Annotated in this window: 13 protein-coding genes; 5 read left to right on the forward strand and 8 right to left on the reverse strand. The window is 46.1% G+C overall.

Annotation, left to right across the window (positions count from 1 at the left end; all coding sequences use genetic code 11):
* Positions 1-729 precede the first annotated feature (729 nt).
* Positions 730-1128, forward strand: a complete 399-nt coding sequence (locus AAFP11_RS09860; protein WP_341736896.1) for a DUF4342 domain-containing protein — start codon at positions 730-732, stop codon at positions 1126-1128.
* Positions 1129-1260: 132 nt separating this feature from the next.
* On the opposite strand, the gene AAFP11_RS09865 is transcribed toward AAFP11_RS09860, so the two are convergent.
* From AAFP11_RS09865 to AAFP11_RS09875, 3 genes are all read right to left on the reverse strand, one after another.
* A complete protein-coding gene (locus AAFP11_RS09865; RefSeq protein WP_341736897.1) occupies positions 1261-2646 on the reverse strand; it encodes a hypothetical protein in 1386 nt (461 codons plus the stop codon).
* Positions 2647-2926: 280 nt separating this feature from the next.
* A complete protein-coding gene (locus AAFP11_RS09870; protein ID WP_341736898.1) occupies positions 2927-3070 on the reverse strand; it encodes a hypothetical protein in 144 nt (47 codons plus the stop codon).
* Positions 3067-4221 carry a transposase gene (locus AAFP11_RS09875; protein WP_341736899.1) on the reverse strand — a complete coding sequence of 385 codons (1155 nt, stop codon included), beginning with the start codon at positions 4219-4221 and terminating at the stop codon, positions 3067-3069. The genes AAFP11_RS09870 and AAFP11_RS09875 overlap by 4 nt, the downstream gene beginning before the upstream one ends.
* 271 nt (positions 4222-4492) lie before the next feature.
* On the opposite strand from AAFP11_RS09875, the gene AAFP11_RS09880 reads away from it, so the two are divergent.
* The 3 genes from AAFP11_RS09880 to AAFP11_RS09890 all read left to right on the forward strand — a co-directional run bounded on the left by AAFP11_RS09880 (position 4493) and on the right by AAFP11_RS09890 (position 8347).
* Complete coding sequence (locus tag AAFP11_RS09880) at positions 4493-6094, forward strand: metallophosphoesterase (RefSeq protein ID WP_341736900.1); 1602 nt, start codon at positions 4493-4495, stop codon at positions 6092-6094.
* Between the two features lie 204 nt (positions 6095-6298).
* Positions 6299-7027: a DUF3891 family protein gene (locus AAFP11_RS09885; RefSeq protein ID WP_341736901.1), complete on the forward strand. Its 729-nt coding sequence runs from the start codon at positions 6299-6301 to the stop codon at positions 7025-7027.
* A 360-nt stretch (positions 7028-7387) separates the two neighbouring features.
* Positions 7388-8347 carry a YegS/Rv2252/BmrU family lipid kinase gene (locus AAFP11_RS09890; protein ID WP_341736902.1) on the forward strand — a complete coding sequence of 320 codons (960 nt, stop codon included), beginning with the start codon at positions 7388-7390 and terminating at the stop codon, positions 8345-8347.
* A gap of 109 nt (positions 8348-8456) precedes the next feature.
* On the opposite strand, the gene AAFP11_RS09895 is transcribed toward AAFP11_RS09890, so the two are convergent.
* The 3 genes from AAFP11_RS09895 to AAFP11_RS09905 form a co-directional block, all read right to left on the reverse strand.
* Entirely contained in the window at positions 8457-8813 is a 357-nt protein-coding gene (locus AAFP11_RS09895; protein WP_341736903.1) for a hypothetical protein, read from the reverse strand.
* 205 nt (positions 8814-9018) lie between these two features.
* The gene (locus AAFP11_RS09900) at positions 9019-9501 is read right to left on the reverse strand and encodes a hypothetical protein (RefSeq protein WP_341736904.1); all 483 of its coding nucleotides are present in this window, start codon (positions 9499-9501) and stop codon (positions 9019-9021) included.
* Positions 9494-9727 (reverse strand): hypothetical protein, encoded by a 234-nt coding sequence (locus AAFP11_RS09905; protein WP_341736905.1) that lies wholly within the window; start codon positions 9725-9727, stop codon positions 9494-9496. Before AAFP11_RS09905 ends, AAFP11_RS09900 begins: the two co-directional genes overlap by 8 nt.
* 223 nt (positions 9728-9950) lie before the next feature.
* Here AAFP11_RS09905 and AAFP11_RS09910 point away from each other — a divergent pair, with 223 nt between their 5' ends.
* Positions 9951-14558 carry an NACHT domain-containing protein gene (locus AAFP11_RS09910; RefSeq protein ID WP_341736906.1) on the forward strand — a complete coding sequence of 1536 codons (4608 nt, stop codon included), beginning with the start codon at positions 9951-9953 and terminating at the stop codon, positions 14556-14558.
* A 163-nt stretch (positions 14559-14721) separates the two neighbouring features.
* On the opposite strand, the gene AAFP11_RS09915 is transcribed toward AAFP11_RS09910, so the two are convergent.
* The gene (locus AAFP11_RS09915) at positions 14722-15078 is read right to left on the reverse strand and encodes a type II toxin-antitoxin system RelE/ParE family toxin (protein WP_341736907.1); all 357 of its coding nucleotides are present in this window, start codon (positions 15076-15078) and stop codon (positions 14722-14724) included.
* Positions 15078-15326, reverse strand: a complete 249-nt coding sequence (locus AAFP11_RS09920) for a hypothetical protein (RefSeq protein ID WP_341736908.1) — start codon at positions 15324-15326, stop codon at positions 15078-15080. Before AAFP11_RS09920 ends, AAFP11_RS09915 begins: the two co-directional genes overlap by 1 nt.
* Positions 15327-15492 lie beyond the last annotated feature (166 nt).

Genomic DNA, 15492 nt, shown 5'->3' on the forward strand with positions numbered 1-15492 from the left:
AGGATATTAACGGTGGGAACTTCAGGCGGCGCGACTTTTTCGGACGATTTCACAGAGTTTGATTCGAGCCGAATTTGAGGGTAGGAAGTGAGGATTTTCATGGGCGATTTACCGAACTAGATGTGCTAAGTGTATTAACTATGAGTCGATCGCCATTTCAGTACAATGTCACTTTTTGAAGTTGCACAGTCGCTGAGTCGCAAGCAGTCAGCCGTAAAAATATAGCTTTAATCCTTCCTCTGTCTGGATTAGAGGCTTTTTCTAGCTGGGGCAATGCCGGGGTGAGGGGTAGACAGTTAGCCTATTGGCACAAGGAACTGGGGGCAGGGGGACTTTGAGCAAGTTCTTGTTCCCCCCTTCTTAAGGGGGGCTAGGGGGGATCTAGATTTAATAGTTAAACAGCAGTCTCTGACTGGGTTAGAAGTTAAGTTGACACCTATGGTGCCCGCCCAGTCCCTAGACTACCCTCCATCACAGCCAATGAGGGCCGGCACGGGGGCACGGCCCCTACCAAGAGTGAAATAGCCCTGCCCAGGGGGGATGGGGTGAGAAGGCGATAGGGCTAGAGACAGGAGTGGAGACGAATCTTAATTGCTGCTGAGGGAATGATTCTCTGAATAACTTTTGCTCTGGTTAATATCAGCCAAAAGAAAGATGACTTAACAACAATTTAGGTGTTAATTAGAGTAATTATATAAAAAAAATACCTAAAGGAAGGGAGAAGAAAGAATGGACACATACACAGACCGCGAACAAGAACAAGTCGGCGAAAGAGAAATTGACTCGATACCTGTAGGCACTAAAGTTTCGCCCCAAAAAGTTAGTGGTGTGGAAGTACCACCTCTAGAAACCCCTGCTTATACTCAGCAAAAAGTGACCGTTGAGGAGTTAAAGATTAATGGTGATGATTTGGTTGCTAAAGTTAAAGAACTGATTCACGAAGGCAATATCCGCCGGATAATTATCAAAAATGAAGAGGGGCGGATATTGATAGAAGTGCCTCTGACGGTGGGAGTAGTCGGTGGAGTGATCGGTGCGGCGTTGTTTCCAGTGATTGCAGCAGTAGGGGCGATCGGTGCTTTAGTAGCTCACATGACTATCATTATCGAAAAGAATGAGACTACTTAACCCCTAGGGGTTGGATAATAATCAGTGCTTCTATCCCCCCTCTTCCCCCTAAAAAAAGGGGGAAGAAGGTCAAAAATTAAAAAAAAAGGGGGATGAGAAGATATCAAATTTGCTCGCCTAATGAATGATATTCTAAGAAATCACCTTAGGTGCTAATTGAACTTTCCCTAAAGCTATCTTTCTACTATCAAAAAGTTTCATAACTCCTGATGCTATGGTGTCAATAACCTCGGCATCGCAGTAGGAGAGAAGCTCTTCATAGAGAATGTGGCCGGCAAAAAAATCGTGAGCTTTCTTCAAAAAGTTTTCTGTTTCAGCAAAGCCGATAGATTTGATAATAAACGTAGCCACGGGGGAGTTTTTAATATCATAGCGAGATTCTTGATGGCGTCCTTTTGCTAACAAATCTAAAACCTCTTCTTCCAACTGACTTTCTAAGGGGTAGGCAATCTGTTTGTCGGGCAAGTAATCTTCCAAAACAGAGGTTTTAAATCCTGGGGCGCGCAATTCTCCCATCATAGTTGAGAGGGGAATATCGCGCCCTAAGCGGTAGGATAGAGCTTCCAAAATGGCGATCGTAATCAGCTTGATGCCCAAATACAGTTTAGCAACTGCTATATTCTTTCTGGTGCGGGCAATCATGTTAGTATAGGTTTCATCGTCCGGTTCTTCCATGAACTGCTGAAAAACCAGTTCGGGTTTGAGGAAATTCAAAAACCCTTCCATTTTTTGCAAGGAGCGGCGATATTCACCCACAGTATAGGAATGGACGTTGCTCAATTCGTGGTTGGTTTCGGGCATCAAATTCCAAGTATTGTCTAAGAAGTTAGAGGAATTGGCAGAGGCAAAATTCTCGACATCGCGATTTGCTAATCGGACCGATCGCTTGACAATTTCGCAGAGTTCTGCATCTGTTAATCCTAAATTAAAATCGCGATTTACATTGGCCAAACGCTGGTGCAAAAGTTCGATCGCACTTAAACCGTTGGGCGAAACTCCACGAAAAGGAATAGTAGCTTCAATGCAGGCTGCAATTTGAACGATCGTCCTAGGAAGCAAAAAAGGTTCCAAACATTTCCCTGCAATCACCGCACTTAAGAATTCATTTTGACCGGGAAAGGGAGAGAGAGTTTGACCTGGGACAAACCCAAATACGGCTGCCACGAGCTCATACATAGCATCCTTGGGGAGTTCGGCTTCATCCCTAATCACTAACTGCGATCGCACCTCCTTGACAAAAGGACAAAGGGCGCTACTGATATTAAAATTTACTCCCTGATCGACTTGCACGTACACCAGGTCGTGAAATAGCGCCGCCAACACTTCGATCGGATCGACAGACCCCCCGACCTCAAAAATATGTTCCGACGTGTGAAAATAGCGCCAAGGCCCCCTCATCGTTTGAATGATGAGCTCGGCTATCTGCTCAAGCTTGGGAACGTCTACTCGACCTCCTAATTGTTCGATCGACGTGACTAAGCAATCCAAGCACCGTTTTTGTTCTCCAAAGAGTTCCATTTACGCACCTCCCGTGCATTCCCTGATTCCTCCGTTTGATTGAATGGTATCAAAATGCGTTGCGATCGTGCCATGATTCATCAATCAAAACTGCTCGCATTTCAGGGAGACAGAGGCAGAAGGCGATAAGGGGGGAGACAGGGGGAGAGAGGAAATTTAAAACATTAAAACTTCGAGATTTGTGGCCAGGGGTCAAACAGAGGCGATCGGTATCTTGAATTACAGTAAAGCCGACAAAAGCTTTGGGATGGTGGAAAGTCAGCTTCCTGCGGTGCCAATCTCACAGTAATTTTTCTGGGTTGAGGGTTGACAAAAGTTGCTGGACTACTTTATGAATTTTCAGCTTTTCCTTCTGAGTTAAAGTAATATCTGCTTGATTGAAATACTCACCGGCTATCAGGCACGGTGATTCTTGACGCTTCACAGGATTCTGCTACCTTTCATAGTCTGACAATCCCTCTGCGCCCGTTTATAGTCGTGGCGATTCCCCATCCCGACTTGAGCTATATTTTTAGCAGCATTTTCGTCTCTATCTTGCTCAGTACCACAATTCAAACAAAGCACTGAGCGAATAGACAAATCGATTTTGCCCCACTTGAAGCCGCAGTCTGAACATATTTGACTGGTGGGTTCCCATCGGCTAATTACCTTGAATTCCCTGCCCAACTTTTCGGACTGACGCTCGCAAAGTGTTCGGAATTCATACCATCCTTGCTGACTAATTGCTCTTGAAAGCTTTCGGTTTTTGACCATGCCTGACACATTCAAGTCTTCCAAAACAATCACTTGGTTTTCGTTGACTATTTTGGTTGACAATTTGTGCAGAAAGTCTTTGCGAGTATCGGCAATTTTGTTGTGCAGTTTGGCGATAAAGATGCGAGTTACATTTCTTCTTTTGGAATCACGCGGCTGGCGAGCTAGTTTTCGCTGTAGTTTGCGAACCTTGCGGTCTAGTTTTTTATAGCTAGGACTTTCGGCTTTTTCGCCATTGCTCATCACTGCAAAAGTTTGGATTCCTAAGTCGATTCCAATGCTGGAATTTTTAGCCTCAGATGGAATGGGTTGAATTTCTACTACAAAACTCAGAAAATAACGATTTGCACAATCCTTGATTACCGTGACGGAGCTAGGTTCAGATGGTAGCTCCCTCGACCAAATTGGGCTGACAATTCCAATTTTAGCCAAGTAAACACCATCACCTTTCAAGGAAAATCCTCCAATTCTAAAACGTGCAGATTGACTGCTAGTTCTTTTCTTAAATTTAGGGTGTCCGACTTTACTTCCCTTTCTCTTCCCCTTGCAGGAGTTAAAGAAGTTCTTGAAAGCGACATCTAAGTCGGCAACCGATTGTTGTAATGGGACGCACGACACATCTCCAAGCCAAGCCCTTTCTTCAGTATTCTTAGCCCCAGTTATGACGATTTTTTGCAAATCTGCCGAACTTGGCTTTTTATCTAACTGCTTGCATAACGCAAGAGCATCGTTCCAGACCACTCGGACGCAACCAAACAACTGAGCTATGCTCTGCTTTTGTTGGCTGGTCGGGTAAAATCTGTAGCGATATCGTGCTTTCATGGCTTGTGCTAAGATTGGTCTGCCACTAAATCATATCTTGGTTTGCAAAAAATGACAACGGTTTATCGTCGAGAACGCCATTCTGTTACAGAAGGCGGCGCACCTCTAGAAGTATTGAAGGAATATATTAGAAATCAAGAAAAGCCGTCCTAAAAGGACGGGGCTTGTATCCCATTTTTTTGGTCAATTTTCTGCTTTTAGAGAGATGCAAAAACTCGATCGCTCGTCGCACTATTAACTAGGAACTCAAGTTATTGGGAGATGAAGTGGCGTGAAATTCGTGTCCGACCCGCCAATTTCGGTAAAAGTCCGCAAGATGAAAGAGCGGGTACGGTGGCAAGATAAATCGATCGCCGATCGGGCGATCGACCAAACTAAGATAATTTTGGACGATCGAGTTCCAGACGATCCAGAGTTTTCGTTTTTAGTCGCAGGGGACAGCGGCACCGGCAACCACCGGGGTCACAACCCCCAGCGCCAAGTTGCGGAACTGATGCTGCACGAGCGCCAAAATTGCCGTTTTCTGCTGCATACAGGCGATGTCGTTTATCTAGTCGGTTCCAGCGAATACTATTTGCAAAACTTCATTCGCCCTTATCGCGAGTTTCTAGTGGGTGGCGATACGCCATCTCGGATTGCCTACGATCGCATGATATTCAATTTTCCGTTCCTACCAGTACCGGGAAATCACGACTATTACGACTTACCCCTCGTCTACGGCATTCTCTCGGCTACGGCACAGCCACTGCGCCACCTGTTAGGCTCAAAGTTAGATCTGGATGTAGGCTGGCACGGTTCCGATCGCGGCAATGCCTATGCTAAAGCCTTTCTCGACTACCTGCAAGCTCACAAACTGCCGGGAGAACTCGATCGCCACCTAGACACCCACTACACGGCTCAAACCAACACCGGCCGCTGCTTGCGCTACAAACCAGGACGCTTTACCCGCTTACCCAACCGTTACTACAGTTTCCGCAGTGGGGGCATTGACTTCTTTGCTCTCGATTCCAACACCTTTAACGAACCTTTGCCACTCCCAAAAACCAAAGAGGGCGACCTTCTTCGCCGGAATTTGGCACAAGAAAGGGAGAAATTGGAGCAAGAAAAAACCGAAATGCTGGAAACCTCCGCTCGTCTGAAGCCGGAAATTCCGTCGGAAGCCGAACAGCTAGATGACTTGCGTGCCAAATTAACGCAAGTTGACGAAATGCTGATGGATATTGACAAACAACTCTCCCCGGACCAAACCGCGGCTACTGACTTTGAACAACTCGAATGGCTGAAACGAGGTTTGATTGCATCTTGGGCTGATTCCCAGGTGCGGGGGCGCGTAATTTACCTGCACCATCCCCCCTACGTGACTGAGGCGACCAAGTGGAATCAAGCTCAAACTTTGGCTGTTCGGTGGCATTTACGGGAGGTATTCGATGCGGTGGCGCGGGAAGTTGGGGATGGGTTGCGGGGGCGTCCGTTAGTAGATTTAGTGCTGACTGGCCACGCTCATTGTCTGGAATACCTGCGGACTGGGGATACCGGGCACGCTGATTCTCATATTAATTGGATTGTCTGTGGGGGAAGCGGGCACAGTCTGCGTCGTCAGCGTGTCGAAGGGCCAGTGTTGGAGGAAGCTTCCGGTTATCCAGTATATGAGTTGGGGCGAGCGGCGGAGGGAAAAAAAGTCGGCCGCCCGGTAGCGGAATCTTTGCTATATGTCGGCCGCAGCGGTCAAGGTTCCCAGAAACGCCGTCCTTATTCGTGTTTGCGGATTGATGTTTTGGATGGGTCCCCGCCCAAGTTCCGAGTCCGACCTTTGGTGGCGGAACGATTTGGCGGGAAGTGGCAGGATAGTGCGATCGAACCTTTTGTGATTTAGCATCCATCCATCACTCCGGGTGCTTTTTCATCTGGGCCTTGGGCATTACTAATACAGTTGCTGCTCAACAATCAAGCTGACATCTGGTAAATAGGCTGTCTAGGGGAGGCTGATGCCTATCCCGTCAGAATTGTGCCAGATGTCTCATCGAAGTGCGATCGATTATTTCAACAAAAAATCCAGCTTACCAAGGAGAAAATTGTCATGATTGCTAACTTAACCGCCACTGGTTGGGAAATTATTTATCACCGCGCCCATGCTTTGCTGGCGGCGCAACTTGGCGGACAGTGGAAGCGCTCTGAGTCTCCCCTTCGCTTGTACGAAACCATAGCAGCTATTTCCCATCACGACGATTTGGAAAAAGAGTGGGAAGAAGACATCTTAACTGAGGCGGGCGCGCCCTTGGACTTTACGCTACAAACGGAAATTTGTGTGCCGAAACTCAAAGCCATGACGCAGAATGCGCTATATCGTGGTAGGTGGGTAGCCCTGCTGATTTCTATGCACATGAGCTATCTCATTGAAGGAAAGCGGGGAGAGTTGAAGGAACTGGACGAGTTTTTGGATGAACAACTGGAAAATCAAGAAAAATGGCGCAAGGAATTGAAGATTAAAAAGGAGGATGCTGAGTCTGCTTATGCTTTTTTCCAGTGGTGCGATCGGCTATCTTTAATTCTGTGCTGCCGGGAGTTACCCGCTGGAGAACGAGCTTTAGAAATTAGCGTCGGTCCTGACGGCCAACGGTACGATATTGTGCAACATAGCAACGAACTTCTGACAGTAACTCCTTGGCCCTTTGGCGAAGAAAAGTTTACTGTGAATGTGGAAGCATCCTATTTGAATCAAGCCAAGTTTGACAGCAACGAGGAAATTAAAGAAGCCTTGCATAAAGCCCCCAAAAAATTGTTGGAGTGGACTTTTGTCAAGTCTTAGTTAAAATTTTAGAACTAGCTTCTGCTTCAGGAGAGTAGGCAGAGTGGGGCGACTTCTTCCTTCCTCTTTACTTCCTGAATTTCCCCGATTCCCTCTCCCCCCTTGGGGCAGGCACGGGGGGCAGGCACGGGGGGCTGGGCGGGGTAGGCAAAGAAAGGTACTACCCTTAACTCATCCCTGTTTTTGGGAGAATGAAACAGCCCTGGGCTGGAAGGGGGTGACTTCTTCCTTCTACTTATATCAAATCCGTTGACATCGGAATTATTATTTCTCTCTTCTCTTTCTCTGTGTCCTCTGTGTTCTCTGTGGTTTAATCATTCCGATACAACCGGAAACGATATTACCTGTTAGGAATTATTTATGAAACGTTCTGCTTGCCTAATTTTTAATCCCGCGGCCGGTCAAAGCAATCCCGACCAAGATTTAGCTTTAATTCAGCAACTTTTGGAATCTGAGATCGACTTGGATATTCGGCTGACCACACCTGAATTAGATGCGACTGAAATTGCCCTAGAAGCGGTTTCTAGAGGCGTTGAGTCCATTATTGCTTCCGGCGGTGATGGTACTTTGTCGGCGGTTGCCGGTGCGATTGTCGGCACAAATATTCCTTTGGGCATTATTTCGCGGGGAACTGCGAATGCTTTTGCCAATGCTTTAGATCTGCCGAATACAATTCAAACGGCCTGCGAAACGATTGTGGGAGGCTTAACGCGGGTGGTGGATGCGGGTATTTGTAACGGTGAACTGCCGATGGTTTTGTTGGCGGGAGTTGGTTTTGAGGCGGAAACTGTGGAATTAGCCGATCGCGAAATGAAAAATCGCTGGGGAATGTTGGCTTATGTTTTGTCGGGGATTAAACAGTTAAATAACTTAGAAAGGTTTGAAGCGGAAATCGAAACTGAAGATAAGATCGTCAGTGTTACTGCTGTGGCTGTTACGGTGGCGAATGCCGCGCCACCTACTTCTATTTTAGCTCAAGGGCCGGCGGGGATTATTTTTGATGATGGTTTGCTGGATGTGACTCTGGTGGCACCTGTGAATAAAGCGGGGGCGATCGCAGCTTCTTATCACCTATTGCAAACTGCTTTGACTGGGAATGCGAGCGATCGGGATGACATAGGTTATATGCGAGCCAAAAAAATCAAAATTACTACCGATCCACCTCAAAAAGTTGTTTTAGATGGGGAAATTATCGGCATGACACCGCTATCGATCGAGTGTATACCGGGGGGATTAACTGTCTATGTACCGCGAATTGAAGAGCCACCTGTGACGGAAAAACTTACGGGTTTGTCGGATATCAAAGTTGTTTTGAAGTAGACTTTGTTTCAGAGGTTGGTAATCAATTCCGGCGGTTAGAAACCGCGTCTACACAAACAAAGTCCGCCTGCGCGGACTGGGAGGGAGACCGCAGGGCGGTCTTTTGTTTTTACACTTCTAAAATTTGGCGAATGCGACGTTCTAAAAGTTCGAGGTCTAGTCCACCTTCATCGCGGCTAATCCGGCGCACAGTGACGTTAACATTGCTCAAATCAGCGAGCAAATCTTGGAGTATTTCCTGTTGTTGGCGAGCTTGAGTAATTTCCCGTGGTTCTTGGACCAAATCGCGGATAATTGTGTCTTCAGCGCGGGAAGCAACGATTGGGTCTGGTTCGCCGTCTACGTGCACGAAAGTGCGCCGTCCGGGGCCGCGTTCTTCTTCAATTGGGATGACTGCTGTTACTCGGTCCGATCGCACATATTTGCCAAATCCTAGGTGGACTAAGACGGAAGATTGTATTTTCATGGATAGTAATATTTATTTGTAAGTTATCTATATTTTAGCTTTTACCATAGGATCTAACCACTAATATTAGAGTTAATTTTACTACAAGATATGTCGGCTTTCTCTCGGTTTTATCGTTGTCAAATCTCGGTAAAAATGTTAATCTGACTGACGGATGAGGGCTCAAAAAACCGGTTTATACTCTCCCGCCAGTCAGTCCTGTTCATTAAACTTCAGCAGGTTGTTTTTGCGATTCTAGCCAACGATCGTAAGCAGCTCGATCGCCTCCGAATGAATCAAGGGTGACAGGCGATCGCTGGTATTGTTTGAGTGGAGCATTTTCTATTGGCTTATAGGCGCAATAGCAGATACAAATTGAGTCAAATTCTGCGCCATAGGGGGCCGGAATTTCAGGGGTGTATTCGTGAACTTTCACAACTTCCCAGCCACTGTCTCTGAAATGAGTTGATGCAGTGGGAAACGTTGGGGCGATCGCACTTGGCACAATTACGCTTTCTGTTAAACGATAGCCCGGTGCTGGGGATGGCCGATCGCTAGAGTCATAATGTTCAGCTAATGTCCAAATCAATGACTTAACCGAGCCTACATTAGCTACTCGGTAAAAGCTTTCTCCAACTTTAGTTTCAGTGAGTGAACGGTATTTTTCCAGTTCACCTTTTTGGGCTCTGAAAATAATGTATTTACGCATCTCCTTTTCTCTCCTTCAGGTAATCACCTTGACTCAAGTCCATTGGCGACGGTGGAAACTCGCAATTTCCATCAAAAATGCAATCAACGCTCAAAATAGAATTGCCAGTCTCTTCTACATTTTTAAGCTGCCAACCGTATTTTTCTTCCATATTAGTGCAAGCCTCTTCGCTTGTAGCTGCATGGCGCGTCTCGTTTGTTTCTTCATTATACCGAGGTTGTGACATAATTAATATGCTCCCTTGTTGGTTGTTTCAACATTTGGAGTAGTCGTCTTGTCCGAGTGTTACCGCAATCGGACAGGGCGCTTTTCCCTACTTTATAGTATACAGCAGCCTATGTTTATAATTATGTGTGTCTAACAGTTGGCTTATGCGTTAACATAAAAATAGAGCGATTTGCGATTTTGAGATTTGAGCGTTACTCCCACGGAAAAACAGGAAAGCCTAAATGATCCCAATTAGTCTCGACTTAGTTATCAGCCTCTTGACGGCAATTCCCTTCGGCACCATCAAGGACAAGTTTCAGCGCAACGAAACAGTCATCAAACTATTAAAAAGATTTAACCTCGACCCCGATGCTCCGCCGGCAGATTTTAGCGGAGTTTATGTTTATACTTTAGTAGAGTACGGCGCTGGAAAACCCAAACAGATTTTAGCACTGTTTCGCCAACCAGAGATTGAACAGGCATTTCGTAAAGCCTTCGAGTCGGACAGTCCAGCTATTTTAATTCAAGCAGGCGATGAATATCTGAATGAGAGTGCTTTAGGCAAAGAAATTCGAGATTTAGGCATTGACCCCCGACGGGAATACATGGCATTTGCGGCCGTGTTTATGGAAGTCGCAAAGCGGACGCGGACGCTGGGAGATGTGATGGTGGGAAATGCGATCGCCTCTTTGCAAAAACGCCTATCTATGGTAATGGATCGCATCGAACGCCTCCCCACTATCGAAGGAATTCGCACCGAATTTGCACGACTGGAAGCTGAAGATTATCCCGCACTTCCCGCAGCCGAATCAAGCAATATTCAAAAGTCTAAAGTTTTTATTTTATCACAACAAGTTCGCGGTTGGTTTGAAACATTAAATTATCAGTTTGAGAAATATGAAATTTGGGAAGATAACTATTTTGAATGGATTATCAATGTTCCCGTTAGACGCAATCGGTACGATCGCATTTTAGTGCGCGGAATAGCCGGAGAAGCCGGACTCAGAGACATCTTAGCCTTGCGCGAATCTGTAGCAAAACAGCGCACCGATGAAGGCTGGTTAGTCACCGCCCGTCGCATCAGTAGCGCCGCGCGGGATGAAGTAAAGAAAGATGAAAATCGCGATTTAGCTTGCTATACTTTCGATGAATTGCTCGACCAAGATGCCGATTTTACCGCTTATCTGGATTGGCTAGAAACTGAAATTACCAGCCGGAAAATTAATACCAAATACGTGCCGCTAGCTTGTACAAAAGAAGAAATCGACCCCGATACCCAACGCAAGATAGGCGTGAGTCATTATGACGGGCGAAATGGCTGGATTGAAGGTTATATTGACCTGTGGTTGGATGACCCAGTAAAAGAACATATTTCAGTTTTAGGAGAATTTGGGACGGGGAAAACTTGGTTTGCGATGCACTATGCTTGGATGGCGCTGCAACGCTACAAAAAAGCTCAAAAGCGCGGCTTGCAACGTCCGAGGTTGCCGTTAGTAATTCCGCTCAGAGATTATGCCAAAGCAGTTAGTGTTGAGTCACTATTTTCGGAATTTTTCTTTCGGAAACACGAGATACCTTTGGCGGGTTATTCGGCTTTTGAACAACTAAATCGCATGGGCAAGTTTCTGTTGATTTTCGATGGTTTTGATGAAATGGCCGCTAAGTGCGATCGGCAAGAAACCATCAACAACTTCTGGGAACTAGCAAAAACCGTCGTTCCCGGCGCCAAAGTCATCCTGACTTGCCGTACCGAACACTTTCCTGAAGGCAAGGAAGGACGGGCATTGTTCAATGCAGAACTGCAAGCATCAACAACCATTTTAACAGGCGAAACTCCCCAATTTGAAGTCTTAGAATTAGAGAAATTTAACGACGAGCAAATTCGGCAAGCGCTGTCAGTTCAAACAGAAGCGGCGACAGTCGAAAAAGTGATGGGAAACCCGCATTTATTGGATTTAGCGCGTCGCCCGGTGATGACTGAGTTAATTTTGGAAGCATTGCCCGATATTGAAGCAGGAAAACCAGTGGATATGTCGCGAATTTATTTGTATGCAGTGCGACGGAAGATAGAGAGAGATATCAAAGCTGAACGGACTTTTACTTCGTTAGCAGATAAGCTTTACTTTTTGTGCGAATTGTCTTGGGAAATGCTGTCAACCAACCAAATGAGTCTGAATTATCGCGGTTTTCCCGATCGCATTCGCAGCTTGTTTGGTTCAGTGGTGCAAGAGGAAAAAGACTTAGACCACTGGCATTATGACATGATGGGTCAAACCATGCTAATCCGCAATGCAGATGGCGATTATACTCCGGCGCATCGTTCGTTATTAGAGTTTTTTGTCGCTTATAAATTTGCAGCGGAATTGGGAGTTTTGGCGGCAGATTTTACCGAATTAGTTGCGCCGGAACAGTCTTGTTTAGATCCTAATGCAGCGCCTCAATCATACACTTGGTCTAATTATTGTCGGCTTCAGGCGCAGAAGAGAAATAAAGGTGAACTTATCGCAGCTTTAAAGGGATTTACTGCTGAAGATTTAGGGCAACTTCGTCAGAGTTTCGGACACGCGCCACTGACGAAAGCAGTGATGGATTTGTTGTTACCAATGTTGGATGTTATTTCTCCCCCCTTGTTAAGGGGGGCCGGGGGGGATCGTGACGATGCCAATCACGAGAGAACCCCCGAATTCCTATTAGAGAGAGACGATAGTGACGATGTTAGCCAGAAGAGATCCCCCCAACCCCCCTTAACAAGGGGGGCTTTAGAGAAGTCGCCCCTACTTGAAATTCTCGAAGCAACGCGGGGAAAAACTGAAAGTGAGGTAGGTTATGTGGGAGGGAATGCGGCGACGCTGTTAGTGAAAAAAGATAATGCTGCTTTAGAAGGTAAAGATTTTTCTCATGCCGTTATTTTAGGTGCCGATTTTACAAATGCGACGCTGCGAAACGTCAATTTTACAGAAGCAAATCTGACTAATTCTGCTTTTACAAAAATCTTCGCTAGTGTTAGGTCAGTAACATTTAGTCCTGATGGCAAACTGTTAGCTACAGGTGATAGTGATGGCGTAGTTCGCTTGTGGGAAGCTAGCAGCGGTAGAGAAATATTGACCTGTAAAGGACATACCAACGTAGTGGAGTCAGTCGCCTTCAGTCCTGACGGTGAGATACTGGCTAGCGGGAGTTATGAAAATACAATCAAGTTATGGAATGTCAAGACTGGTGAATGTTTAAAAGTTTTGCACGGACATACCGAATCAGTAATGTCAGTCACCTTCAATCCCGATGGAAATATACTCGCTAGCGGGAGTTTCGATCGCACGATCAGGTTATGGGATATCCGCACGGGTGAATGCTGCAAAATTTTGCAGGGTCATACTAAAGTCGTGTTTTCAGTGGCTTTCCATCCTGCGGGTGAGATGCTTGCCAGTGGAAGCGGCGACAAAACAGTGAGGCTGTGGAATATCGGTACTGGTGAATGTCTCAAAACTTTGCAAGGTCATACTAAAAGCGTGTTTTCAGTTGCTTTCGATTCTGCTGGTGAGATGCTTGCTAGTGGAAGCGGCGACGAAACAGTGAAGCTGTGGAATATCGGTACTGGTGAATCTCTCAAAACTTTGGAAGGACATTTCGATGCAGTACGATCGATCGCCTTCAGTCCAAATAGTGAAATACTAGCCAGTGGAAGTCTCGATCGCACAGCAAAACTGTGGGATATCCGCACTGGAGAATGCTTGAATACTTTGCAAGGGCATAACGATGGAGTAGGGTCAGTCGCCTTCAGTCCAAACGATGAAATACTTGTTAGTGGCAGTTACGATAAAACGCTGATGCTGTGGGATATCAACAGCGGTGAATGCTTGAATACGCTGCAAGGGCATAGCAGTCAAGTAAGGTCGATCGCCTTTAGTCCAAACAGTGAAATGCTTGCCAGCGGCGATGACGAACAAACAGTCAAGCTGTGGGATGTCAGCAGCGGTGAGTGCCTCCAAATTTTGCACGGACACCTCGATCGGGTAAACTTAGTTGCCTTCAATCCTTCGGGTGAAATGCTTGCCACCGCTAGTTACGACCAAACACTGAAACTGTGGGATATTCGCAGTGGTGAATGCCTTCATACTTTGCCAGAATTTGGCAATGAAACGCGATCGATCGCCTTCAGTCCAAATGGTGAAATACTTGCGAGTGCAGGTTATGACCAAACGGTGAGGCTGTGGGATATCCGTACAGGCGAATGCCTCAAAACGTTGGACGGGCATAACAATTCTGTACACTCGGCTGCTTTCAGTCCTTTGGGCGAGATATTTGCCAGTGCAGGTTTTGACGGAACGGTAAGGCTGTGGGATATCCATACTGGTGAATGCCTCCACGTCTTGCAGGGGCATACGGGTTGGGCACGCGCGATCGCCTTTAGCCAGAACGGTGAAATACTTGCTAGTGGCAGTGTCGATCGAACAGTAAGATTATGGGATGTTCGCAGTGGTGAATGCCTCCAAATCTTGCAGGGGCATACTGATTGGATACGTTCAGTTGCCTTTAGTTATTCTGGTGAAATAGTTGCTAGTGGAAGTGTCGATGGAACGGTGAGATTATGGGATATCCGTACAGGTGAATGTTTAAAAGTTTTGCAAGGTCATACCAGTAGAATTAACTCTATTGCCTTCAGTTCAAATGGAAAAATCATTGCTGCTTGCAGTCGGGATGGCACAATTAGACTTTGGGATTTCCAGACTGGTGAGTGCATCAAAATACTGAAAAGTGACAGACCTTATGAGGAGATGAATATCACGGGTGTTACGGGTTTAACGGAAGTTGAAAAAGCCACGCTCAAAGCTTTAGGGGCTGTGGAAAATTAATCATCGCAAAGGAGAAATTATGCAGCCGTCATGTATCCAGAAGTGTTGCAGAAATTGACCAGGAACTTCAGGAAGACAGAAACTCATGGGACTCCAAGCCAGTGCTAATTGTATCGCGATCGCTTTAAATAGCAAGAAGGGCAAGGATTGAGATTTGAAAAATTTATTCGTCTGAGTCTGCTTGGTATTGTGCGATCGCCGTTTGGATTTCCTCGGCAGAGACGTTTGCTTGTTCTGATTTCGAGTAAATCAGGTGTAAAACAACTTGATTCGGTGATTCAACTTGATAAATCAAGCGATAACCACCACTCTTGCCAGATTGGGCATCAGTGTTTTTAGCCCGGACTTTGTAAACGATGTATTGGGTGCCTGTAATCTGGTTTCCGATGAAGTTACCTTGGATAATCTCATCGAAGATCGGCTGAATATCGGTTTTAATTTGGCGATACTTTTTAGCGAGTGCTTTGAGGCGACGTTTGAATAATGGCGTGAATTTGAGTTGGACTGGTAGATCGGACATTAGATACCGTCCCAAAGTTCTGATATGGGAAAGGTTTGTCCCGATGAGGCTTGGTGCAGAGAGGCTTTCAGATCGGCGAGGATTTGGTCGTTGGAGTCGGTGTCTGAGTCAAAATCTGAGTCGAAGTCTGGGACGATCGCGGTTTGTGTCCGACTGGTCAAAAATTCTAGGAAGGCTAGGATTTGTTCTAAAAGCGGTTCAGGAGTCCGTTCGATCGCTTCGAGAAGGCGCTGTTTAATTTGTGACATCAGATGACCTCTAAATCTAGCTCCTTCCATCTTATATAAATTTGCACCTAATTTCCCCCTCAAGTTTTGGTGTCAGGGTTTCGACGCAGTTTACCCTGAGTGTAGTCGAAGGGCTCAACCACCGGGGTTTTTCCCTTGAATACTTCGTTGTGTCTAGTAGAAACGG

This window comes from Microcoleus sp. CAWBG640 (genome assembly GCF_020883015.1).
Lineage (GTDB): Bacteria > Cyanobacteriota > Cyanobacteriia > Cyanobacteriales > Microcoleaceae > Microcoleus > Microcoleus anatoxicus.